Raw genomic sequence first — 24450 nt, 5'->3', positions numbered from 1 at the left:
GAAGATCATGGAACATAAATTAGTAGATATAGCATCGGTAATACGTAGTAAAAATTCTGGACCTTACGAATTGACATTCGATGTGATATTCAAGGATTTTGAAACGTTCAAGAAAGTGAAAGAAGCTAAGGCTATCAACGAAGAAGCATTTGCAAAATTGTATAATATTCCGGTATCGGATATCATCAATCTTGTTTACTTTGATCCGGCTAAGGCTGTCAAAATTACGATTGTTCGTCCTATTCCTTCGGGAGCATTAGGTGAAACAGATGTTTATGGAGCTCAACAACATGCTCCGTTGATGAATTATACAGTAAATTTCTGATACGACTATGCGTAATCTGGTACAAGAGTACAACGTATTTTCTCAATATTTTGCACCCCGAGGAAGAGAAAGACTTCTCTTCCTCGGCGAGCAAATATCGCAGCGTCATTTGCATTATAATGACCGCTTGATCGGTATAGTAGGGGATGCAGGTTCGGGCAAATCATCTCTGATTAAAGGGATGTTTCCTGGAATTGAATTGTCGAATGACGATGATACATTGAATCCTCGTAAGATAATGCAGGTACGTGATTTGGACATGGATATTCATGAGGCTACGACATATCATATTGATATGCGTTTCCAGACAGCATTTACGCAAATGCATGAGATTGTAGACTTTGTGAATAGTGTTCTGGATAGTAAACGACGAGTGATAGTTGAACATTTCGATCAGCTATTTCCAGCATTAGGACGAAATGCTGATATGATTATTGGTATTGGGGAAGAAATCATTGTTACCCGACCAAGCATTTTTGGACCACTACCTCATAGTATTTACGAGATTGTACACGAATCACTTTGGTATCGTAAAGTTGCGCATACAATTGAAGATATAACAATGTTATTGTTAGGGACTGAGTTTGGTATCGACGAAAGTATATACTACAGCTCGGATATGAGAAATGGTTTTGTCTTGAAATTTTTGAAAGAAGTGGATCTTGACTTTTGCAGACTTTCGGCTAGGATTCATGAAGAATTGAAGAAGAATTTGTCGGTTAGTTATTATGATGAAAATCATATAATAATAGGTGATACTATTGTTCCTTGCGATGGGCCGCGTTTTCATATCCGTAATACATCGGAAGTGAAGAACTTTACTTTGATCAAGAAGTTTATTCCAGACCCGAAGACCAATACTTTCTGTTTGGTCGGATGTCTTGATGATGAAGATAAAATTGATATCCGTAACCTGAATACAATACATTTCTTAAAAAGAGGCTAGTAACATGATAAGAGAAGTTAAGGCTAGTGATATAACCGAACTAGTTGAAAAACTATGTATCGAAGCGAATACCGTTCTATCTAACGATATATATACTTGCTTGGGTAATTGTGCCAAGAAAGAAAAATCAACTTTAGGACGAGAAATTCTGAATACGCTCATCGAAAATGCTGATATTGCAAAAGCAGAAGTTGCTCCTATGTGTCAGGACACTGGTATGACTGTTGTTTTCGTAACTATGGGGCAGGATGTACACGTATCGGGTGGTTTCATCGAAGATGCTATCAACGAAGGTGTGCGTCGTGGATATAAGAAAGGCTATTTGCGTATGTCGGTTGTAAACAATCCGATAGATCGTGTAAATACAAAAGATAATACACCCGCTATCATTCACTACGAAATAGTAGAAGGTGATAAATTTCATATAACAGTAGCACCAAAAGGATTCGGTAGTGAAAATATGAGTCAGCTTCGTATGCTGAAGCCTAGTGCCGGATTGAAAGGTATCAAAGACTTTGTAATCCAAACTGTATCGGAAGCTGGAGCTAATCCTTGCCCGCCGATCATAGTTGGAGTAGGGATAGGAGGTACGATGGAAAAGAGTGCTTACTTGAGCAAAAAGTCTTTGTTGAGGCCTATTGATCAGAAGAATCCAGATCCAAAGTTAGCTGAGTTGGAAGCAGAGTTACTCGAAGCTGTTAACGCTCTGGGTATAGGCCCTGCCGGATTCGGTGGAACAACAACAGCTTTGAGTGTAAATATATTGACCAATGCGACACATATTGCAGGTCTGCCAGTATCGGTAAATATTGGTTGTCATGCAACGCGTCATGCCGAAGGCGATTTATAAATAGGAGGAAACAGTATGGAAGATAAAAGAATCAGTCTGACAACTCCGTTTACGGATGAAATGATAAAGAGCCTTAAAGCTGGCGATATGGTTTATATTTCGGGAGTGATCTATACATCTCGCGATGCAGCTCATAAACGTATGTGCGAATATCTGGAGAAAGGAGAGGATATGCCTTTCGATTTTGAAGGTGCAGCAATCTATTATGCAGGACCTTGCCCACCGAAGCCAGGTAAGCCAATCGGATCGGTTGGACCTACAACCAGTGGACGTATGGATGCTTATTCGCCAAAACTGATAGAACAAGGCTTGAAAGTTATGATTGGTAAAGGCTTGCGTAATAATGAAGTTGTAGATGCTATTGTAAAACATACCGGTGTATATTTTGCAGCTATAGGTGGAGCAGCAGCTTTGATGGGTAAAAGCGTTGAGTCTGCTGAGGTCATTGCTTACGATGATTTAGGAACTGAAGCTGTTCGCCGACTTGTTGTGAAGAATTTACCTGTAATTGTAGCTATTGATAGCCAAGGTAATAATATGTACGAAAGTGGTAGATTAGAGTTTGAACAAGATTGTGATTGTTAGCTCAATCATCTAAGATATTTGAAAGCTGTTCTAATTTAGAACAGCTTTTTTTGTAATAACTATGTAATAGATGTTATTATTATGTGAAGAATGCTTAGCGTTCTGTAACACATTGAATTTTTATGCTATTTTTGGGCTTGAAAATTAAGAAACAACATGGAAAAGAAAATAATAACTTTTGCCGATATAAAACAGTCGGAAGAAATAAGAGCATATATCAAGCAAGCAGATATATCGCTTGCAGCACGGGGCTTTACAGAACATAGTTTTGCACATGTTACTAAATGCGCTGAGGTAGCAGGTAAATTGCTGGACGATTTGGGATACAATGCACGTGAAGTAGAATTGGTCAAGATTGCTGCTTTTATGCACGATATAGGTAATGTGGTTAATCGTGCAGATCATGCACAGAGTGGGGCATTGATGGCTTTCCGTATTTTGGATAAAATGGGCTTAGCATACGATGAGACTGCGATGATAATAAGTGCGATTGGTAATCATGATGAAGGTTCAGCATATCCTGTAAATGAAATAGCAGCAGCATTGATATTGGCTGATAAATCGGATGTAAGACGTACACGTGTGCGAAACAAAAATACAACATTGACAGATATTCATGATCGTGTGAATTATGCTGTTGAAAAAGCAAATTTAGTTCTTGATAAAGAAAATGGAGTTATAACTCTTTATCTGAGTATTGACACAAAAATAAGCTCAGTGATGGATTACTTCGAAATATTTTTGCAACGCATGCTATTGTGTCGTAAAGCTGCAAACTTTTTCAACTTGAAATTTCAGCTAAATATAAATGGTAATGATCAAGGCTAAGATTGGTCTTTGAGAAACAGAAAAGAGGTATATGATTGTCATATACCTCTTTGTTTTATGTTGTTGTAATCTTAAATCTTGCTTAAGATTTCATCCATAGCCGCAGTTAAGCCTTCTGTATTTTTACCTCCTGCAGTTGCAAAGTGAGGTTGTCCACCACCGCCACCTTGGATAAGTTTAGCTGCATCGCGAACAATTTGAGAAGCATTCATTCCACCTTTCACCAAATCATCGCTTATGATAAGAGTAAGTTGAGGTTTGTTTTCACTTTCTGTTGCTCCAACGAATATTGAATTTTCAGGGAATTGCCCATGTATTTGGAATGCAATATCTTTAACAATATCGGCAGGTATTGAAGCACGTAGTGTAAATACATCCACTCCGTTGATGACTTGTTTGTGGCTGATGACTTTCTCTTTTACTTGTTGCGCTTTTTCTTTAACATAAACCTCTACTTGTTTTTTCAATTCAGAGTTTTCGTCAAAGAATTTATGCATAGTCTGAATCAAGTTCGGAGCATTGTTGAAAAGCGAACGAATATCAGAAAGGATATCTTGCTGAGCATATAGATAATCTTCACAAACTTTACCAGATATTGCTTCGATACGACGAATTCCTGCAGCAATCGAGCTTTCACTTATAATACGGAAAGTTCCGATTTTTCCAGTCGAAGAAATATGTGTACCACCACATAGCTCGACAGAAGTGCCAAAACGTACAACACGAACTTCTTCGCCATATTTTTCGCCAAACAATGCCATCGCACCCATTTCGCGAGCTTCGGAAATTGGAACCTTGCGCGATTCGACAAGTGGAAAGTTTTCACGAATCTTTTCAGTAACGTAACGCTCTACTTTACGAATCTCTTCGTCTGTCATTTTCTGATAGTGAGAGAAGTCGAAACGCAGTACATTTGGCGATACGAATGAACCTTTTTGTTCAACGTGTTTGCCTAATATCTCGCGTAATCCTTCGTGAAGCAAGTGAGTCGCAGTATGGTTACACTCGGCAGCAGTACGATTTTCTACATTGATACGTGCTATGAATGTTGATGTAAGATCGCTTGGTAGCTTAGCCAATAAATGAACCGACAGATTATTTTCTTGTTTTGTATCGAACACTTCAGTCGTTTCTTCACCGTCGATTAAGTATCCGCTATCACCAACCTGACCTCCCATTTCTGCATAAAATGGAGTACGATCAAGTACTACTTGGTAGAACTCTTTATTCTTTTGTTTTACTTTTCTGTATCTAAGTATATTAGCTTCGCACTCGGTCATGTCATAGCCAACGAACTCTACATTTCCTTCTTTCAATACAACCCAGTCTCCGGTTTCCATGCTTGCAGCATTGCGGGCACGATCTTTTTGTTTTTGCATTTCTGCATCAAACTCTTTGTGATCTACTGTCATATCATTTTCGCGCAGAATCAGTTCTGTCAAGTCAAGCGGGAACCCGTAAGTATCGTATAGTGTAAATGCTACAATACCTGAAAGTATAGTTGATTTTGCTGCTTTAGTATCTTCAATTTGTTTATCCAACATCTTGATACCAGTTTCCAAAGTACGAAGGAATGATTCTTCTTCTTCTTTGATTACCTTTTCAATCAATGTTTGTTGCTGTATCAATTCAGGATAAGCATCGCCCATTGTATCAATTAGTGCAGGGATCAATTTGTACATAAATGCCTGATGTTGTCCCAGGAATGTATATCCGTAGCGAACTGCACGGCGTAGAATACGACGGATTACATAACCAGCTTTTGCATTCGAAGGAAGTTGTCCGTCGGTAATTGAGAATGCAATAGTACGTATATGATCGGCAATAACACGCATTGCGATGTCCTTTTTGTCATCTCTTCCATATGTGCTATTAGTAAGATCACCAATTGCTTTTATGATAGTCTGGAAAACATCTGTATCGTAGTTAGATGTTTTACCTTGTATAGCCATACAAAGGCGTTCGAATCCCATACCAGTATCGATAACCTTAGCAGGAAGTTCTTCAAGAGACTTGTCTGCTTTGCGGTTGAACTGCATAAATACAAGATTCCAGATTTCAACAACCTGAGGGTGGCTTTGATTTACTAATGTAAGACCATCAACTTTTGCACGTTCTTCGTCAGGACGAATATCGATATGGATTTCCGAGCAAGGTCCGCAAGGTCCAGTATCACCCATTTCCCAGAAATTGTCGTGTTTATTTCCATCGATGATTCTGTCTTTCGGTAAATACTGAGCCCAGTATCCAGCTGCTTCGTCATCTCTTTCAAGACCTTCTTCTTCGCTACCTTCGAAAACAGTTGCATAAAGACGGCTCTTGTCAAGTTTAAGAACTTCTGTCAGATATTCCCAAGCCCATTCGATGGCTTCTTTTTTGAAATAATCGCCAAAAGACCAGTTCCCTAGCATTTCGAACATCGTATGGTGATATGTATCATATCCCACTTCTTCCAAATCGTTATGTTTTCCGCTTACACGAAGACACTTTTGCGAGTCGGCGACACGAGGATACTTGATCGGCGCATTACCCAATATAACATCCTTAAATTGGTTCATGCCGGCATTAGTAAACATCAGTGTAGGATCACCCTTGATGACCATCGGAGCCGATGGTACAATCTTATGATTCTTCGATTCGAAAAATGTTTTGAACGAATTACGTATTTCCTTAGAAGTCATTTTGTTATTATTTCTAATAATATTATAATATTGTTTATCTTGATTTGCAAAAGTAACTCAAATTCTTTACTTTCGCTGCTCTTTGGTCAAATAAAAAACGTCTGACATCGTTAAATGAAGAAAAAAATCTATTATCGATATAATCCGCAAACACTTACATATGAGCGGGTATATAGAAGTGCGAAGGATAAATTCTTCACAGTCCTACGTCATCTATTGTCAGGTATTGTGATCGGAGGACTGTTATTCTCAGGTGCGTGGTATGTGTTAGGAACACCATATAGAGCGGCTGAACGCAAAGAAAAAGAGATTACTGAGGCTCAATATAAACTATTATCTAAGCGTTTGGATGATGCATTGTCAGTGCTAGAAGATATTCAGCAACGTGATGATTATATGTATCGCGCGATTTTCCATGCAGAACCCGTATCATCATCTATTCGTAATTCGGGTATCGGGAATATAGGTCGATACGAGCATTTAACAAATTTATCGGCTTCAGATCTTATCATACAGACTTCTCAAAAGGCGGATTATTTGGAAAAACAGCTTTATGTACAATCCAATTCATTTGATTATCTGATAGGATTGTCTAAGACTCAGAAAGATCGTTTAAAACATATCCCAAGTATACAGCCGGTAGCCGAAAAGAATCTCAAACATGTAGCTTCGGGTTATGGTACACGTATTGATCCAATCTATGGTACCCCAAGATTTCATGCCGGGATGGACTTTACTGCACGTGTAGGTACTCCGGTATATGCTACTGGTCAGGGTACAGTTATTTATGCGGACTGGAAGCAAGGATATGGAAAATGTATTATAATCGATCACGGATATAATTATCAAACTTTGTATGCCCACTTGAATGACTATACTGTACGTAAAGGACAAAAAGTAGTTCGTGGCGATTTGATTGGTAAAGTGGGTTCGACTGGAAAATCTACTGGTCCTCACTTACACTATGAGGTACATTATAAAGGTCGACCTGACAATCCTGCTAAATACTATTTTATGGACTTAACTCCAGAAGAGTATGATGAAATGTTACGCGTTGCTGCAAATCGTGGACAGGTAATGGATTAATACTATGGCAATCGATTTAGAAAATAGCAAGAAACTTTATTTCTCCATCAAAGAGGTTGCTGAACACTTTGATGTAAATGAATCGTTGTTGCGTTTTTGGGAAAAGGAGTTTGATACAATCAATCCCCGAAAAACAGCAGGTGGTTCACGTCAGTACTCACGTCAGGATATTGAAGATATATCCTTAGTATATCATCTTGTTAGGGAAAAGGGATTAACCCTTGAAGGGGCTCGTCAGATGCTGAAGCACAAGAAAGATGAAGCAACTCGAAAACTAGATGTTATTCAGCGTCTTGAGCGTATCCGTGACGAACTGAAGTCGATGGAAGATGAGTTCGATATTGAGTAGCTTGCCTTTATTTTAAAACTGAAAATAAATAAACGGTTGTGGTCCGCTTGACATGGTAGCATATACCAACCAGAATGATAAGCCCATGATTACTGCTTTGCCAACAAGAGGAAGCGCAATAAATCCATTTCTTACGCGATCAACAAATCTTTCGGGTAAGAAGTGCATAATGTAGCCTATAGCTATCATGATAAATACATTTCGGTAGCTTGATATGACTGTTGCCCAAGCATTCAGATCGAAGTTCAGATCTCCAATTTTTGAAATCACATCACTAGCCATCCCAAAATCTTTCGCACGGAAGAAAATCCAGCAGAATGCAACCAAATGGAATGTAATCAATATACGGAATAGGCGAGGGAAGAACTTGTCACTCGAGAGGGGAATCCATTGTTTTATGTAGCGTTCGATAGCTAACAATATACCATGCAGACCACCCCATACAACAAATTTCCAGGATGCTCCGTGCCATAATCCACCAATAAGCATTGTCATAAACAGATTAAAATAGGTGCGGATTTTACCTTTACGATTTCCTCCCATCGAAATGTATAAGTAATCCCGTAGCCACGAAGACAGCGAAATATGCCAGCGTCTCCAGAATTCGGTAATCGATTGCGATTTATACGGTGTCAGGAAGTTTGGCGGAATCTTAAATCCCATTAATAGCGATAGGCCGATTGCCATATCCGAATAACCCGAGAAGTCACAGAATATCTGTAAAGTATATCCATAGACAGCCATCAGATTCTCGAAAGAAGTGTAGCTTAATGGAGAATCGAAAATACGATCCACAAAGTTTGTCGATATATAATCAGATATTACGGCTTTTTTGATAAGACCTATCACGATAAGAAATATGGCTGCTCCTGCTTCTTGTTTAGTTAGTTGCAGCTTTTTGTGCATCTGGGGTAAGAAATCCTTAGCTCTGATAATAGGTCCTGCAACCAATTTAGGGAAGAATGCAATATAAAAACAGAAATCAAGAGTCGATTTAGCTGGTTGCATTTCGCGGCGATAAAGATCGACTGCGTAACTGATAGCCTCGAATACGAAGAATGAGATACCAATTGGAAGAGCAATGTTCCCAAATGAAATATCACCATTGAAAATTGCATTTATATTCTCGACCAAGAATCCAGTATATTTATAGTAGGAAAGCATAGCCAGATTGCCAATAATGATAAGGGCCAGCCATAATTTGCGTTTGCGCTGATCTTCTTCTTTGTACATTATTCTAGCTAAGAAATCAGTAACCAGTGCACAGACCAGAATCAGGATATAGTAGTTTCCTCCTGCTTTGTAGTAGAAGAATAACGAAAATAAGATGACATATATGTTGCGGAAGGTCTCATGTTTGGCATTCTTCAATGATACATATATTGTATAGAATACGGCAAATATTCCCAAAAATAGTGCGCTATTGAATAGGAGAGGGCGCTTCTGATCGAATACAAACCAACTCTCAATTGTTGGCCAGTATTGACTGATGAGATCCGGAAGATAAAAGCTAAATAGTGTACTCACTTTATTTTAATGTTGTTCTTTGTAATTCGTATATGATTTTAACAAGTCTGAAGCGAACATTTGTCCTTGGAGATCGTAGCCCGATTGGGTATAATGTACTTTGTCTCTGGCTACTAGTGATGCGAATCTACCAGATCGGATACTTTGTAAGCCTCCCATATTATTGAATAGATCCCATACTGTATAATTCTTTTGCGAATTTAATGCTTCGGAATATTCTATTAGATAGTTATTGTTATTTCTACGGCGGAAAAGTGATGCCGGTGGTGTCATTACTAGAATTGTCGCATTCGGAACAGACTTCCGTATTTGATTGACAAAATCATTCATTTGATTCATGTATTCACTTACAGCCATACGTGCAAAAGATTCGTTTGTTCCGATTGATATAATCACTAAATCGGGTTCGAGTATTGGCAGTTGCTTAAAGAATACTGGGTACTTGCTATAGTCGCTCATGTGAGCACCATTTACACCTATCGAATGATATATGATTCCGGGTTTGTTATTCTCAACAACAAATCCATTGATTGTATATTTCGAGATTTGTTCAATTGGGAAAAAAGTTGCGCGTTCAATTCCTTGAGGGTTATAATAAAATGAATGATAAGGATGGTTCTCTTCCATTTCGGTAAACTGGATATTATCATCAATTTTGATATTAGACACCTGAACAGTATTCTTTGTCGGTATTTTCAATAACTTCCCTGCACGGATAAGATCGCTTCGCATATTATTTGCTTGCTTTAGCTTCGCTACAGTTACTCCGTATTTACGTGCAATAGTTGAAAGTGTTTCACCACTTTTTATGCGGTGTGTTTTTCCTCCTGATGAAACCACAGATGTTACTTTTAGTTTGTCGGCAGTTAATGACAATCTAAATTGTGGAGTCTGGGTAGGGTATATGATCTTTATTTTGTTAATACTTTGGCTTTCGCTAGTAAGTTGCAAGGCAAAATTCTTAGTCGTAGTAGATAATGCAAACCCACCTATACCAACTTCTGTATCTCCAATTGCACGCGTATTGGGAGTGCTGGCCCACGCAATATTCGATGAATATTGTATATCTCTAGGTCCATTGGTGCGAACTAGTTGATATGGAAACGAAAATCCGATCCCTCCATCTCCAAATTGATTTTGAAGCATCGAACGTATCGATTGTGTAAAGAATCCGGCTTGAATATGTGAATCACCAATATGAACGATATTCAACTTACGATTACGATTTGTTTCTAGATCCTTTAGCTTTTCGAAGAATGCAGAAAGCTGTCCCTCGTTTGCAAACAATGCTTTATTTTCGATGTCCTGATTCTGTGTTACGATAGAATCGGTATCTATTGATGTCGCAGTACATATCGATACTGATAGAAATAGAAGGCATGTAGCGATTATCTTTCCTAAGCTATTCATCTCTATTGTCTTCTATATTAATGTCTATATCGCTTGCGTCACTTGTCGAATCAACTTCTTCAGAGATTGAGTTTTTGTTCTCCTTATATAGATTATAACCTTTGATTATTTCGTTATAAATAAGCTTTGCTACTTTCTTCGACCCCGATGCATTGAAGTGTGTATAATCTTTTCCAGCCAGTCCGTCATCAACCCATTTTATCATTGAACCATCTCCACCCATCAGACTATAAAGATTGATAAAGCCAGATCCGGTACTACGTGCATACTTTTTCTGAGCATTCAACAACAGAGTTACAGCGGGATCGCTGGCTAATTCTTCTTCTATCTTAGTTGCTTTGTCGGCTGTGGATATGATCAGAATTTCAGCATTCGGAAAACTTCTTCTCAGATTATTGACAACTCGTGTCATTCCTTTTTCATACCACCCATAACTTTCAACTGTATAGCTTAGCACATTAGCACCGTATTGCAGCACAATTAGGTCGTAGTCGAATGAGGAGTTAAATGCATTCATCAATGATGAATTGAAGATTGATAGTGGCAATCCAGAGTTGCCACGAAGTGAGAAGTTATCTACATGCACGCCCGTATTATTTCCAAAGCTAACGCCATAGATAGGGATAGAATCAATATCGTTGAAGGTTAGCTTTATTTGTTTTTGGTTTGTGTCACTAAGTGATAGCTTGTTCAGTAGCTTGTCTGCATTAAGAGACTTGATCTCTTTAGATCCGTCGGCAGTTTCTATTGTTACAGACCCATTTTTATTGTTCGAACGCCCGTAATATAGAGTCGGGTTGTACAGCTGTGTACAGTGTTTTTGTCCCTGAGCTTTGTATTTTACCCAAAATGATTTAGTATCGGTCGTGTCGTTCCCGAAGAATACTTGGCCGCTGATGCCATACTTAGTATGTGAGCCTTTTTTAGCAGTAACAAATGATTCGGTTCTCCAGTCTTTGCTGAATTGATGAGAAACAGAGTAGCGGGCTCCAGCAGATAAAGATGTTATTCCGACAAAACCGACTCCCTGACCACCATATGTATCTTGAAACGCTTGACGTATGTCTTGAACAATGAGGTCTCCGTCATTCATCGAGTCTCCGAAATATGCTATTCTGACATTACCCTTCTTTTGAGTCTCTAACTCATTTAGTTTTGTGTAGAATGTTGATAAATTCTTGTATCCTTCAGCAGATAATGTAGGGTTTAGAGAGCCATCCACTTCTGTTGTTGCGTTGTTGTTTATTGTTTTCGGCTCACCAGTTTCTGCTGATAGAGTATCATTGGCTTCTGTATCGACTTTTACAGAGTCTGACTCTGTCTCTACTTTATCTGCTTCGATAGCATCAAGAAGTAAATTGTCAATGATTATGTTCTTATTATTTGCCGCGACTGTTTGTTCTGGGAAAAGACGCTCCGGTAGTATCGCTTTCAAACCGATAAAGGCTACTATGGACAGCAATATTAATAAGATAGTACTCGAAAAGTATGAATTTTGATTACTCACTATGAGAAAGTGTTAAAAAGGGATATTAATAAAAACTGCTGTTCCATTTAGGAACTTTACGCGATTTTGCTCCACTAATATTTAGCGATTCAGTGACTAAACCTATCACAAAACTATTTGAATAGGTATGCGTATTAATGTTGTTAACTTTGGTTTGGTAGTGCGAACCTAAATATCCTGCACGAATTGTTATTTTACCGATCGGGTAGTCTACAGTTATGTAATTACGAAGTGCTCGTTGATTATGTATCGAAGCAAAATTTACTACACCAACCGAATTACCTAGTGATATCTCGTAATATGATTGTCCAAATCGAGGCGAGAACAAAACACCAACAACTGGAGTGTCGACTTGCCAGCGGAAAGTAAACTTTTTCCAATTGTAGAAAGCTGTAGCCGAGAGATTTAGATTGGTATATGCACGTGCGGAAGCCGGATTATTCCCATTTCTTTGATTAAACAATACGCCTAATGATACATCCCAAAGCGCTCCAGCTCGTAATCTGAAATCACCGATATTTATCACCTCATAATGACCCCCAAGGCGATAATTTAGCATTATCCAATATTCGTTAGCAGTTTTAGCCGGATTGTCAGTTAAGGCAAATTCAAAGTCGATTATTTGTTGCTTAATAAACTTATCCGTAGCCCAATGCAGTCGGCTTGTCCGCTCATTGAATACACGTAATGATAAACCCGTATATTTCAGCGGTGATAGGTAAGTGTCATATAAATTCGAACTTCCCATACCAATCAGAGTTGCTTTATTAACGGGATGAGGTAACGAGATCGAGTCATTTTCTTGTTCTTGAGCCGAGAGTGTATTGCAACACAAACAAATACATATTAAAGAAAATATGTATTTGAATATGTTTGGGCAATATTTACTCTTCTTCATCATCTTCTATAAATAAAGACTTTTGTCCGGTTATTTCATCTATGATCTCTGATACCGAGCGATTGTCTACATCTTCGTCATCATCATCAATTTGTATGTCAAATTTCTTTTCCTCTTCATCTTTTGGTTCAGGGAAGCGGGTCGGTTCCAATTCTTCAACTTTAGCTATATTGAATGTTGAGATTCTCTTGCCGCGCGCTTTAAAGCTTTTTACTGCGATAAATTCTTCGGCATCTACTTCCAGAGCTTCGCGGAAACTGTCTCCTCCACCAAATGTAACAAGAATTCTAGGAAAGGCAACATCAGTCAGTATGTATAGTTTCGAATTCTGGTTTTCTCCTAAGAAATTTTGTTTCTTGATTGTGGCCTCAAAAGTGAAACGTTTCAGATAAACATACTGTTGGTCTGCATCGAATAGAACTGCTGTCCAATCTTTGTCTTGAACAAATTTTTCGATGCGAACAATGTTGGCTTCGTAGTGATTGCTGATATCAAAGTTGGTTGTACAGAAATCACCATTTTCATAAACTACAAGTATCTGATCATCACTCTGGAATTCTCCAAGATAAGATCCTCTTCCGTCGTAGTTGAGACGAAGTACATCTTTATCGAACCATACTTTACGTCCACCAAGAGTTGATCCACCTTTTTGTTTCAAGGAGATTTTGTGAACTTCCGCTTTGGTCAGGATGTTACCCATCGATTGACGTCCTTTGATAGCTATTTCGCTGAAATCTTTTTCAAAAACAAGTATTTTCTGACGAGGTTTTGGTTTTAGTATAACTCGTATAGTCTCGGCTTCTCCATTCGGATTAGCACTGAAATATACCACTTTCGAGTGATCTTCTCCTTTTGTCAGATCATATTCTTTATCGCGAGTAACTCCAGTTACAGCAAAGCGTTTGATGTAATGCGGCCCATTCCGTCCATCACGATAAACGGCGTTGTAAATTGTACGTTTGTCGTTTCGGCGGAAAACATTCAGGTATAGAATATTCTTACCTACAAACATCTTATCGCTTACTTTTACGATCTTATATTTACCATCTTTGTAGAAAAGAATCACATCGTCAATCTCCGAGCAGTTGCATACAAACTCATCGCGTTTAAGTGATGTCCCGATGAAACCTTCTTCACGGTTGATGTACAACTTCTCGTTAGCTTCGATAACTTTCGTTGCTTCGATAGTATCGAAGTTTCGTATTTCCGTTCTTCGAGGATGATCTTTTCCGTATTTCTCTTTAAGCATTACATACCAGGCAATTGTATAGTCTACAATGTTTTCGATATTGTGCTTAATTTCTTCTATTTCTTCTTTGTACTTCGCAATGATATCATCTGCCTTGTCGGAATTGAATTTGAGGATACGTCCCATCTTAATTTCCATCAGACGAAGTATATCTTCGCGGGTTACTTCGCGGATAAAGATAGCTGCATATTTAGCTAATCGTTTATCTATGTGTTCTACGGCTGCATCCATGTTTGGTGCGTTCTCAAACTCTTTATCCTTGTAGATTCGTTCTTCGATGAAGATCTTCTCAAGCGAAGCGAAATGAAGACTTTCTTCGAGCTCCGATTTTTGAATCTCTAACTCTAGTTTCAGCAGTCGAAGCGTGTTGTCGGTCGAATGACGAAGAATATCACTTACTGTAAGGAAGTACGGTTTGTTATCTTCAATGACACAACAGTTTGGAGAAATACTGATCTCGCAATCAGTAAATGCATATAATGCGTCTATCGTTTTGTCCGATGATACGCCAGAAGCCAGATGAACATGTATCTCGATATTCTGAGCGGTAATATCATCAACCTTGCGAATTTTGATTTTACCTTTTTCGTTAGCTTTCAGTATTGACTCTACTACCGAAGATGAGGTGCGCCCAAACGGAGTACTATTGATGACTAAAGTCTTATTGTCAAGCTTGGTAATCTTTGCTCGTACTTTTACTGATCCTCCGCGTTCCCCATCGTTGTATTTACTAATATCAACATAACCTCCGGTTTGGAAATCGGGATAGAGCGTGAATTCTTTACCATTCAGATAGGCAACCGAAGCATCACAAAGTTCGTTGAAGTTGTGAGGTAGTATCTTCGAAGATAATCCTACTGCAATACCTTCTGCACCCTGTGCTAGTAGTAGGGGAAACTTAACTGGAAGGTCGATAGGCTCTTTATTACGGCCATCATACGAAGGCTTCCACTCGGTAGTTTTGTTGTTAAATACTACATCAAGTGCAAATTTAGATAAACGGGCTTCAATATAGCGGGGAGCAGCAGCTCCATCGCCAGTGAAAATATTACCCCAGTTACCTTGACAGTCAATCAGCAAGTCTTTTTGTCCTAACTGCACAAGAGCATCGCCTATTGATGCATCACCATGCGGGTGAAATTGCATTGTATGCCCGATAATATTGGCAACCTTATTGTAACGGCCATCATCCATACGCTTCATAGAATGTAGGATGCGTCGTTGAACAGGCTTCAACCCATCGTGTATATGTGGGACGGCACGTTCGAGTATTACATACGAAGCGTAATCCAAAAACCAGTTTTGGAACATACCCGAAAGATGCATCTTGGTGTCGCCTTCTTTTGTAGGTGCTTTGTATTCAGAATGACCTGCTACTTCTTCCGAATCGGTATCTATATTTTCCGATTCGTTGATCAGATCATCCAAGTTCTCATTTTCATTCGTAATATCTTCTGGAAACATGCGTGTTTATTGTTATTATATAGCTATAAAAAAACACCCAAAGATAGTTTTTTTTAGCATGAAAACCAAAAGCGAACTTCTATATCTTGAGGCTGTTGAAAACAATTTATCGATAGATTGAAAGCTTGCTAGTAATAATCTGTTCCAAAATTGTACTTTTGTACTTTCAACGCATGTGTATACGAAAATGAAAATAATATTATTATCAATCGGGAAAACTGACGCAACGTATTTGGTGGAAGCTATTAAAGAATACCAAAAACGTTTAGAACATTATATTCCCTTCGAAATACAGATAATCCCAGATCTGAAAAATACGAAAAATTTAACATTCGATCAGCAGAAAGAAAAGGAAGGAGAACTTATTCTGAAAGCTTTGCAGCCCGGAGATTACCTTGTCCTGCTAGATGATAAAGGCAAAGAGTATACCTCGATGAAATTTGCCGAATACATCGAACGTAAGACACATACTGTTCCCAAAAGATTGATCTTTGCCATAGGTGGCCCGTATGGGTTTTCTCAAGCAGTTTATAGTGCAGCTAGCGAGAAACTAACCTTATCGCGAATGACTTTTTCGCATCAGATGGTAAGGCTGATTTTCGTCGAACAGCTATATAGGGCAATGACCATCTTGAATAACGAACCTTATCATCACGAGTAATTGCAGGTTACTCGAAACGCATGGTTTTGACAGGCGATATATTAGATATCATATAAGACGGCAGAATCATGGTCCCGACTGTTATGATCAGTGTGCCAAGATTGAGCAGTATGAAATATAGCCAGTTGATCTCAACCGGTACGGCTGATAGGTAGTAAGTTCCCGGGTCGAGTTTGATGAACGATGTATATTTCTGTAAGAAGATTACTCCGAATCCAATTATATTCCCCCAAAGCATCCCTTTCAGAACAAGAAAACCTGATACATAAAGAAAGGTCTTGCGGATGCTCTTGTTACGCGCTCCCATCGTTTTTAGTATTCCGATGAGTTTTGTATTTTCGAGAATGATAATCAGTAGCCCTGATGTCATAGTGAAAACGGATATTGCAAGCATCAGCAGGATAATGATTATGACATTGAGATCAAGCAGCTCGAGCCAGCCGAAAATGTCGGGTTTGACTTCTTTGATGGATCGTGCATAGAATGTATTATCTTCCTTATCTCGATATCCAAGCATATCGAAGAACAGCTCGTTTTTAATATCATCCAGCTTATTATAATCATTGACTAGAATCTCCAGACCGGTAACTTTGTCTGCCGTCCATCCGTAAAGACGTTGAACAGTACGTAGGTCGGTAATGATAAAGAGCTTGTCGTAGTCTTCAAAATTGGTATTGTAGATGCCGGTTATCTTAAATTTACGGGCACTGACATTTTTCTCCTTGATGAAATAGCTCGTAATATCGTCTCCCAGTTTAAGGTTTAGCTTGTTGGCAATGTGTTGCGAGATAATGGTGCGATATCGTACCGAGTCATCTGGACTGAATACAGAGCCCTCAACCATATTGTGCTCGAAAAAAGACCAGTCGTAGTCTTCTCCAACTCCTTTGAGCATGACGCCCTGAAAATCGTTGTCTGTTTTGATGATTCCAGGGATGTTGGCATAAAGCTCTATATGTTTGAAATCCTTATTCTGGCGAAGCGAATCAACAAATGCCGAGTCGGCTATAATTGAGCCATAATCCAATGAGCTGTTGTCGCTTAAACTAGAAATCTGAATGTGTGAACCAAATCCGATAACCTTGTTGCGTACTTCGTTTTTGAAACCGATGACGATTGATACGGCCAATATCATTGCAGCAAGTCCAATGGCAACACCAGCGACAGCAATTTTGATAGCCGGTGACGAAACGCGCTTCTCGCCTTTCTCTTTGCTGAAGTAGATACGCTTTGCTATGAATAGTTCTAAGTTCAAATCGTCTGGATGGTTTAGTTGTTAGAATAAGAATCCTTGTTCGCTTTCTTTGCGGCGACCGAGGTGCTCGTATGCAAGCTCAGTTGCTTCGCGACCACGAGGAGTTCGTTTCATAAATCCCTCCTTGATCAGGAATGGCTCGTACACTTCTTCTATCGTTCCGCTGTCTTCGCCCAATGCTGTGGCAATAGTGGATATTCCCACCGGACCACCTTTGAACTTGTCGATAATGGTCAGAAGTATCTTGTTATCAATCTGGTCGAGACCGTATTTGTCGATATTCAAAGCTTCGAGGGCATAGCGTGCAATCTCACGATCGATTCGTCCTGTTCCTTTTACCTGAGCAAAGTCTCTGACGCGGCGGAGTAGGGCATTGGCTATACGCGGTGTCCCGCGACTTCGTGATCCTATCTCAAGAGCAGCTTCGGCGCTACATGGAACATTGAGTATATCGGCCGATCGTAATATAATGCCTGTCAAAGTATCTATATCGTAATACTCGAGGTGCATATTGATGCCGAATCGGGCGCGGAGCGGGCTTGTCAGCAATCCGCTGCGAGTTGTAGCTCCTACGAGTGTAAACGGATTTAGTTCTATTTGCACCGAGCGTGCGCTAGGTCCTTTGTCGATCATTATATCGATTCGGTAATCTTCCATTGCGCTGTAAAGATACTCTTCGACTATGGGAGAAAGACGATGTATCTCGTCGATGAAAAGTACATCATTCACTTCGAGCGAAGTGAGTAATCCTGCCAGATCCCCCGGTTTGTCCAATACTGGGCCTGATGTTACTTTGAATCCTACGCCTAGTTCGTTGGCTATGATGTTTGATAAAGTAGTCTTACCTAGTCCCGGAGGTCCATGCAGAAGCGTATGATCGAGCGATTCGCCACGCATTTTAGCTGCTGTGACAAATATCTGCAAGTTCTCGACCACCTTGTTCTGGCCGCTAAAGCTATCGAATGAAAGCGGACGCAATGCGTTCTCGAATTCTTTCTCGCTTTCGTTGTAATTATCTTTTCGTATATCGAATGTCTCTTCCATAAGTCAAAGGGCAAATTTACATGATAATTTTCGAATAACCTCATTCCGAGTCGATAGAAAAAGTAACACATTACTACAACTTTCAGGCACTTTTGTTTGTTGACTCCTGTTCCAGACGTTGGAGAAACTTAGCCAAAATAAAAGCCTCTTGGCTTGTGGATGGTGTTATTGTCGCATTCTTTTGTTTTTCGGTTGACGAAAAGTTATGTAGCTTTTGGGCTTTCTGAATCCGACTACGTTCGATAATATTATTCAGCGAAGCTATACTTGCTTCTTTTCGCTTGCGTTTTACTACTTTTTTCTTCAATATCATTTGTTCGTCATCAAGCGGCGAAGGTTCATAGGTGAAAGTTGTTTCTTCAACAGTGTAGCCTTCAATGCGGTCACGAAGTGTGCGTCGAGCCAATGCGATTATTTCGTCGTAGGCTCGTTCGCGGGCATCTTCAATGGCTTGTGCAAACTCGGGTTTCGAGTTTTTCCATTCATAAAATGTTTTGCGATTAATGCCGACTGTCTTGCATATTTCGGTTACCGACATGTCATTCTCTACGAGTTCTACGATTACTGCTGCTAATTTTTGATTGAATTTTGCCATGACTTTTTCTTATATAGATAAAGTTGTACCAATTTCGTTGTTTTTGATCTGAAGAAAAAAAGTTTGATATTTTTTATTGTAGCTAATCGTCTAGACTTTAGATGCTAAGCGGGTTTTAGTTTTATTGTTGATGAAAAAAATATATAATATGTTTGGAACGATAGATATTTTTCATACCTTTGCACTCACAATATCGCGGGGTGGAGCAGTGGTAGCTCGCCAGGCTCATAACCTGGAGGTCATCGGTTCGAATCCGGTCTCCGCAACTAGAAAAAAAAGCAACCTCATTTGAGGTTGCTTTTTTGTTTTATATCAGTTCGTTGGGGAGTTCGATAAAATAGATTATTCATTATCACCTATATCAAGAAAAGATTCTCTTATGTTGGCACTCCAAAACGAAGCATAACTGTTTGCAAATTCTTCTTTCTTTTTCCCTGAAGCCTTACTCCAAAATGAAAAGTGAATACTATTAATAGAGTGTCCTATTTCATGTAATAGCAGGCTTTCAATATAGTATTGCTTTATCAGCAGTTCAGTCCATTGTAAATACCAATATCCATCTTGATCTTGCTTTAAATCAGTTGTATATTTCTTGTAAAAATTGATTGTCTTAGGAATGGGCTTCTTTTTTCCGAAAATCATTCTATTGTCTTTAGGAAATGGATATAAAATAATAAGGTAGACCCCACTACCAGCAATAAAACAACCTTGCATAGCATCCTCTTGCAGATAGTCACTCTTTTTTATTTTTCTTAGCCATATGTGAGTAAGATGATCGGTATCTTCTTTAGGTAATTTTTTTAATGTACTTTTTATATCATCAATGGATATTGGAAAATAAAACTCTCTTGATGGGTTTTCTACTATATATAAAGGTTTCTCTTCAGAGTCAGTAGGTTTTGAAAAACTGTGCATACGATTGAATATCCCATCTTTACACTTCAATCTCATCCGTCCACCTTTTATGTCTCCAAATTTACGATTCTTCTTCCAAGCTGTGTGTTTCCGCGTTTGCATAGTATTCTGTTTTTTCAAATATACTCATTAGATCTAATTACCATCTTCCAATTCTTAACAAACTTGTTCGATAAGTTTCTTCTTTTCTATCATAACTTACGTTCTTCGAAAAAACTAAACGTTTTATTGCCGTATTCAATCAATTAATTGGGTCGTTCTTTGTATTTTTTGTCTATATTTGAATTATGGATTCTGTCTATTTTGTCCTAAAATATTTATCTTATCGACTCTTCTTTAGTGGTTTCTATATAGCTCCAGTAGTGATGATAATATCACTGATTGGAGTCGCATATTCCTTCAGAACTCATAAAGAGAAGTTGAATAAGTTTTTCCTTTTTGTAATTGTTGCTTCATGTATTAATAGCATATTTAGTATTTGTTATTATATCTGGCTATTTATTATGATATAGGTTCGAACTAGTAATATTCTAATGTTCAACATTAGTCTTTTATATTATTGTTTTTTTTTGTTAGCCCTATGGAAGATATATTCAACTAAAATAATAAAGCATCTGATGATTCAGATGCTTTATTGGGATGCATAACATTAAGAACTGAACGATTACATTCCTTCCGTAATATTATAAGTCTTCTTGATCTTGTTAAGTTCGCCTTCGAAATCGATATTTAAGTCGTGAAGCTGTGCATCGTGTATATCGAAAATCCAACCTGCAACTTTTGGATAACCATTCTTATGATATGATTTTTGAACTTCAGCAGTTTTTATCACATTCAGACACTGTTCGTATGTATTCAGTTCCACAAGGCGGCGATGTCTTGCTTCAAGATTGTCGATTGCATCCAATTCTTTTTGGTGAAGACGATATACATCGCGAATGCAACGCAGCCAAGGATTCAATATACCATGATCCAGATTTTCCATTGCAGCTTTGATCCCTCCGCAACCATAGTGACCGCAAACAATGATAAACTTTACTTTCAAGTATTCTACAGCATAGTTGATTACCGAAAGAGCATTCAAATCGGTATTGATAACCATATTGGCAATGTTACGATGAATAAAAACCTCTCCGGGTTTCAGGCCCATTACCTGATTGGGATGCACTCTGCTATCCGAACAACCGATGTATAGAAAGTCAGGATGTTGATCGGCTACCAGGAGTTTGAATAATCCTGGATTATCGACCTTGTTTTTCTCTATCCATTTTCTGTTCGATTCGAATATATTGTCATATTTTTCTTGATCTGTCATTCTGAAAAATTTAATATTAATCAGACAAAGATAATATTTGTCTGATAATTTGCTAGAAATGCACAAAATAAAAAGTCCCACTGCAATAAGTGAGACTTTTTGGTTGTTTATTCTGTTAGTTTCAATCGTTCTGATATTTATAATCTTTCAATATCTCTTGCAACCTCTTGCGTGCAAAGAAGATTCGACTCTTGACTGTTCCAAGCGGAAGTTTCAGCGCTTCGCCTATCTCTTCGTATTTGTAACCATCTACGTGCATCTTGAAAGGAATTCGGTAATCGTCGGCAAAACTTTCGATGACGCGGTTGATTTCTGCCAGATTGTACGAACTTTCAGGAGAATCGAAGCCCGATTCCTGAGGCATATTCAGATGATAGAGATTGTCTGTCTGATCAATAATTGTCTGACTGCGTACGGCACGACGATAATTGTTCACAAAAATGTTGTGCATTATAGTGAATACCCAGCCTTTGAAATTCAGATTCTCGTAATACTTGTCTTTATTGTTGAGTGCGCGTAAAGTTGTTTCTTGTAGCAGGTCGTTTGCCGCCTCTTTGTCTAACGTCAACGTCAGAGCGAAGCTTAGCATATTGTTCTGTAAATCAACTAGGTTGTTTTCAAAACTTTTGATTGAATTATTATCTTTCATCTTTAGGTGTATAAAGTAAAACTATGAATATTAATTCTACAAATACCTTTTATGTATTATTTTGGACTTGTTAAGTACAAAGATAAAGACATTTCATCTTAATAGATATAATGTATGATATTTCACGATTTGAACAAAAAATCTATAAGATTGTTGGTCGTGTAAAACTCAGTCAAATAGCCGGTTAATTGTTAATATAAACGGAATGTTTGTCTGATGAATAATATCTATTGAAGTAAAATAACTATAAAAGTATAACAGGATGTCAAAATGTCACACACGCTTGTCTGGCATTTTTTTTGTTTAAAGAATATTCGATCGTTTATGATTATTATGTCTAACGGTTGCAATATACAAAAATAAATTAAAAAATATATAAAATGGAACAAAAAGGTAAAATTGGAGTAACAACGGACAACATTTTTCCGATTATCAAGAAATTCTTGTACAGCGATCACGAGATTTTTTTGCGTGAGTTAGTTTCAAATGCAGTAGATGCCACTCAGAAGTTGAAGACTTATGCATCGATAGGCGAGTTTAAGGGCGAGTTGGGTGAATTGGCAGTTTCCGTATCGGTCGACAAAGAGAATGGTACAATTACAATCTCAGACAAAGGTATCGGGATGACCGAAGAAGAAATTGATAAATACATCAATCAGATTGCTTTTTCTTCGGCAAACGAATTCCTTGATAAATATAAACAAGATGCTAATGCTATTATCGGGCATTTCGGACTTGGATTTTATTCTGCGTTCATGGTGTCGAAACATGTGGATATTATCACTAAATCATTCCGCGATGGAGCCGAAGCGGTAAAATGGTCGTGCGACGGGTCACCGGAATATACACTAACAAAAACTGAAAAAGCTGATCGAGGAACAGATATCGTGTTATACATCGACGATGAAAATAAGAATTTCCTAGAAAAAGCAGAAATAGAAAAACTTTTGAAAAAATACTGTCGATTCCTGCCTGTTCCGATTGCCTTTGGTAAAAAGACAGAATGGAAAGATGGAAAATCGGTAGAAACAGAAGAAGATAATATTATCAACGATACAAATCCTCTTTGGACACGTAAACCAACCGATCTGAAAGACGAGGATTACAAGAAATTCTATCAAGATCTATATCCTTTCAGTGACGAACCTATGTTCTGGATTCATCTGAATGTAGACTATCCATTCAAATTGACAGGTGTATTATATTTCCCTCAAATCAAGAGTAATATTGATTTGAATAAGAATAAAATTCAGCTATATAGCAATCAGGTATTCGTAACCGACTCGGTTGAAGGTATCGTACCCGAATTCTTGATGTTGATGCATGGAGTGATTGATTCGCCGGATATTCCGTTAAACGTGTCACGTTCATATTTGCAAAGTGATCAGAATGTGAAGAAGATATCTAATTATATCACTAAGAAAGTGGCTGACAAATTAGAAGAAATCTTCAAAAATGATCGTAAACAATTCGAAGAAAAGTGGGATAGCTTGAAATTGTTTATCGACTATGGAATGCTTACTGACGAGAAGTTCTACGATCGTGCTTCTAAGTTCTTCTTGTTGAAAAATACCGAAGGACAATTCTTTACGCTCGAGGAATATAAAACTTTGATAGGTGCAAATCAGACTGACAAAGATGGCAATTTGGTCTATTTGTATGCCAACAATACCGATGATCAATATGCATATATCAGTGCTGCAAAAGATAAAGCTTACGATGTTATTGTTTTCGATGGTCAGTTGGATGTACACATGGCTGGTTTGTTGGAACGTAAGTTAGAAAAGAGTCAATTTGTACGTGTAGATAGCGATATCGTTGAAAATCTGATCAAAAAAGATGAATCGAAAGTAGACTTGACCGATGCTCAGAAAGAAAGTTTGAATGAGGCCTTCTCATCACAACTACCTAAATCGGATAAAGTATCATTCACAGTTGATTATGCCGCTTTAGGCGAGTCAGGACAACCTGTACAGATTACTCAGAACGAGTTTATGCGTCGTATGAAAGATATGGCTCAGATGCAAGCAGGCATGAGCTTTTATGGTGAAATGCCAGATAACTTCAACTTGGTAGTAAATGTTGAGCATCCTCTTGTTAAATCTATTCTTGCAGATGTTGATTCGAAAGACAAAGAGGCTGTAAAAGAATATGCTGACGGCAATAAAAATATCCGTCAGTTGATCGATTTGGCATTGCTATCGAAGGGAATGCTGAAAGGTGAAGCTTTGAATAACTTTATCAAGAGAAGTACTGAAATGATATAATTTAATTGAATTCTTAAAAAAGGCTGTTAGAAATATCTGACAGC

21 protein-coding genes and 1 tRNA gene are annotated in these 24450 nt (G+C 38.3%); 10 read left to right on the top strand and 12 right to left on the bottom strand.

The window, feature by feature from the left end; genetic code table 11:
* Positions 1 to 7: 7 nt before the first annotated feature.
* The 5 genes from C1A06_RS12595 (at position 8) to C1A06_RS12575 (ending at position 3534) form a co-directional block, all read left to right on the top strand.
* Entirely contained in the window at positions 8 to 325 is a 318-nt protein-coding gene (locus C1A06_RS12595; RefSeq protein WP_185116846.1) for a DUF4387 domain-containing protein, read from the top strand.
* Between the two features lie 7 nt (positions 326 to 332).
* On the top strand, positions 333 to 1271 hold the full coding sequence (locus C1A06_RS12590; RefSeq protein ID WP_101690569.1) for an alanine-tRNA synthetase second additional domain-containing protein: 939 nt from the start codon (positions 333 to 335) through the stop codon (positions 1269 to 1271).
* 7 nt (positions 1272 to 1278) lie between these two features.
* Positions 1279 to 2121 (top strand): fumarate hydratase, encoded by an 843-nt coding sequence (locus C1A06_RS12585; RefSeq protein WP_101690594.1) that lies wholly within the window; start codon positions 1279 to 1281, stop codon positions 2119 to 2121.
* 15 nt (positions 2122 to 2136) lie between these two features.
* Positions 2137 to 2706, top strand: coding sequence for a Fe-S-containing hydro-lyase (locus tag C1A06_RS12580; protein WP_101690568.1), 570 nt, complete (start codon positions 2137 to 2139; stop codon positions 2704 to 2706).
* A gap of 156 nt (positions 2707 to 2862) precedes the next feature.
* The gene (locus tag C1A06_RS12575; protein ID WP_101690567.1) at positions 2863 to 3534 is read left to right on the top strand and encodes an HD domain-containing protein; all 672 of its coding nucleotides are present in this window, start codon (positions 2863 to 2865) and stop codon (positions 3532 to 3534) included.
* Positions 3535 to 3605: 71 nt separating this feature from the next.
* Here the strand turns inward: C1A06_RS12575 and alaS are convergent, their stop codons facing one another.
* The gene (alaS, locus tag C1A06_RS12570; protein ID WP_101690566.1) at positions 3606 to 6215 is read right to left on the bottom strand and encodes an alanine--tRNA ligase; all 2610 of its coding nucleotides are present in this window, start codon (positions 6213 to 6215) and stop codon (positions 3606 to 3608) included.
* 114 nt (positions 6216 to 6329) lie between these two features.
* Between alaS and C1A06_RS12565 the strand changes: the two genes are divergently transcribed.
* On the top strand, positions 6330 to 7301 hold the full coding sequence (locus C1A06_RS12565; RefSeq protein WP_101690565.1) for a M23 family metallopeptidase: 972 nt from the start codon (positions 6330 to 6332) through the stop codon (positions 7299 to 7301).
* Between the two features lie 4 nt (positions 7302 to 7305).
* A complete protein-coding gene (locus C1A06_RS12560; RefSeq protein WP_101690564.1) occupies positions 7306 to 7650 on the top strand; it encodes a MerR family transcriptional regulator in 345 nt (114 codons plus the stop codon).
* A 12-nt stretch (positions 7651 to 7662) separates the two neighbouring features.
* Here the strand turns inward: C1A06_RS12560 and C1A06_RS12555 are convergent, their stop codons facing one another.
* From C1A06_RS12555 to C1A06_RS12535, 5 genes are all read right to left on the bottom strand, one after another.
* Positions 7663 to 9177 carry an MBOAT family O-acyltransferase gene (locus tag C1A06_RS12555; protein WP_101690563.1) on the bottom strand — a complete coding sequence of 505 codons (1515 nt, stop codon included), beginning with the start codon at positions 9175 to 9177 and terminating at the stop codon, positions 7663 to 7665.
* 6 nt (positions 9178 to 9183) lie between these two features.
* Entirely contained in the window at positions 9184 to 10587 is a 1404-nt protein-coding gene (locus C1A06_RS12550; protein ID WP_101690562.1) for a LysM peptidoglycan-binding domain-containing protein, read from the bottom strand.
* Positions 10580 to 12022: an SGNH/GDSL hydrolase family protein gene (locus C1A06_RS12545; RefSeq protein WP_245872073.1), complete on the bottom strand. Its 1443-nt coding sequence runs from the start codon at positions 12020 to 12022 to the stop codon at positions 10580 to 10582. Before C1A06_RS12545 ends, C1A06_RS12550 begins: the two co-directional genes overlap by 8 nt.
* A gap of 97 nt (positions 12023 to 12119) precedes the next feature.
* Complete coding sequence (locus C1A06_RS12540; protein WP_245872072.1) at positions 12120 to 12929, bottom strand: DUF3316 domain-containing protein; 810 nt, start codon at positions 12927 to 12929, stop codon at positions 12120 to 12122.
* A gap of 49 nt (positions 12930 to 12978) precedes the next feature.
* A complete protein-coding gene (locus tag C1A06_RS12535; protein WP_101690559.1) occupies positions 12979 to 15705 on the bottom strand; it encodes a DNA gyrase/topoisomerase IV subunit A in 2727 nt (908 codons plus the stop codon).
* Positions 15706 to 15892: 187 nt separating this feature from the next.
* Between C1A06_RS12535 and rlmH the strand changes: the two genes are divergently transcribed.
* A complete protein-coding gene (gene rlmH / locus C1A06_RS12530; protein ID WP_101690558.1) occupies positions 15893 to 16366 on the top strand; it encodes a 23S rRNA (pseudouridine(1915)-N(3))-methyltransferase RlmH in 474 nt (157 codons plus the stop codon).
* Between the two features lie 7 nt (positions 16367 to 16373).
* Here rlmH and C1A06_RS12525 read toward each other — a convergent pair whose 3' ends face one another.
* The 3 genes from C1A06_RS12525 to C1A06_RS12515 all read right to left on the bottom strand — a co-directional run bounded on the left by C1A06_RS12525 (position 16374) and on the right by C1A06_RS12515 (position 19260).
* Complete coding sequence (locus C1A06_RS12525) at positions 16374 to 17621, bottom strand: ABC transporter permease (protein ID WP_101690557.1); 1248 nt, start codon at positions 17619 to 17621, stop codon at positions 16374 to 16376.
* Positions 17622 to 17642: 21 nt separating this feature from the next.
* Complete coding sequence (gene ruvB / locus C1A06_RS12520) at positions 17643 to 18665, bottom strand: Holliday junction branch migration DNA helicase RuvB (RefSeq protein WP_101690556.1); 1023 nt, start codon at positions 18663 to 18665, stop codon at positions 17643 to 17645.
* 82 nt (positions 18666 to 18747) lie between these two features.
* Positions 18748 to 19260 (bottom strand): terminase small subunit-like protein, encoded by a 513-nt coding sequence (locus tag C1A06_RS12515; RefSeq protein ID WP_101690555.1) that lies wholly within the window; start codon positions 19258 to 19260, stop codon positions 18748 to 18750.
* A 194-nt stretch (positions 19261 to 19454) separates the two neighbouring features.
* On the opposite strand from C1A06_RS12515, the gene C1A06_RS12510 reads away from it, so the two are divergent.
* Positions 19455 to 19526, top strand: a tRNA-Met gene (locus tag C1A06_RS12510).
* Positions 19527 to 19602: 76 nt separating this feature from the next.
* On the opposite strand, the gene C1A06_RS12505 is transcribed toward C1A06_RS12510, so the two are convergent.
* The 3 genes from C1A06_RS12505 to C1A06_RS12495 all read right to left on the bottom strand — a co-directional run bounded on the left by C1A06_RS12505 (position 19603) and on the right by C1A06_RS12495 (position 22139).
* Positions 19603 to 20295, bottom strand: a complete 693-nt coding sequence (locus C1A06_RS12505; protein WP_245872071.1) for a hypothetical protein — start codon at positions 20293 to 20295, stop codon at positions 19603 to 19605.
* A 544-nt stretch (positions 20296 to 20839) separates the two neighbouring features.
* Positions 20840 to 21490: a carbonic anhydrase gene (locus C1A06_RS12500; protein ID WP_101690553.1), complete on the bottom strand. Its 651-nt coding sequence runs from the start codon at positions 21488 to 21490 to the stop codon at positions 20840 to 20842.
* 121 nt (positions 21491 to 21611) lie between these two features.
* Positions 21612 to 22139 (bottom strand): RNA polymerase sigma factor, encoded by a 528-nt coding sequence (locus C1A06_RS12495; protein ID WP_101690552.1) that lies wholly within the window; start codon positions 22137 to 22139, stop codon positions 21612 to 21614.
* Positions 22140 to 22519: 380 nt separating this feature from the next.
* Here C1A06_RS12495 and htpG point away from each other — a divergent pair, with 380 nt between their 5' ends.
* Positions 22520 to 24406 (top strand): molecular chaperone HtpG, encoded by a 1887-nt coding sequence (gene htpG / locus C1A06_RS12490; RefSeq protein ID WP_101690551.1) that lies wholly within the window; start codon positions 22520 to 22522, stop codon positions 24404 to 24406.
* The last annotated feature ends 44 nt before the right edge of the window (positions 24407 to 24450 follow it).

It is taken from the genome of Dysgonomonas massiliensis (genome assembly GCF_900240225.1).
GTDB lineage: Bacteria > Bacteroidota > Bacteroidia > Bacteroidales > Dysgonomonadaceae > Dysgonomonas > Dysgonomonas massiliensis.
Note: the sequence above shows the minus strand (reverse complement) of the source record. Positions and strands in the feature narration are given on the sequence as shown.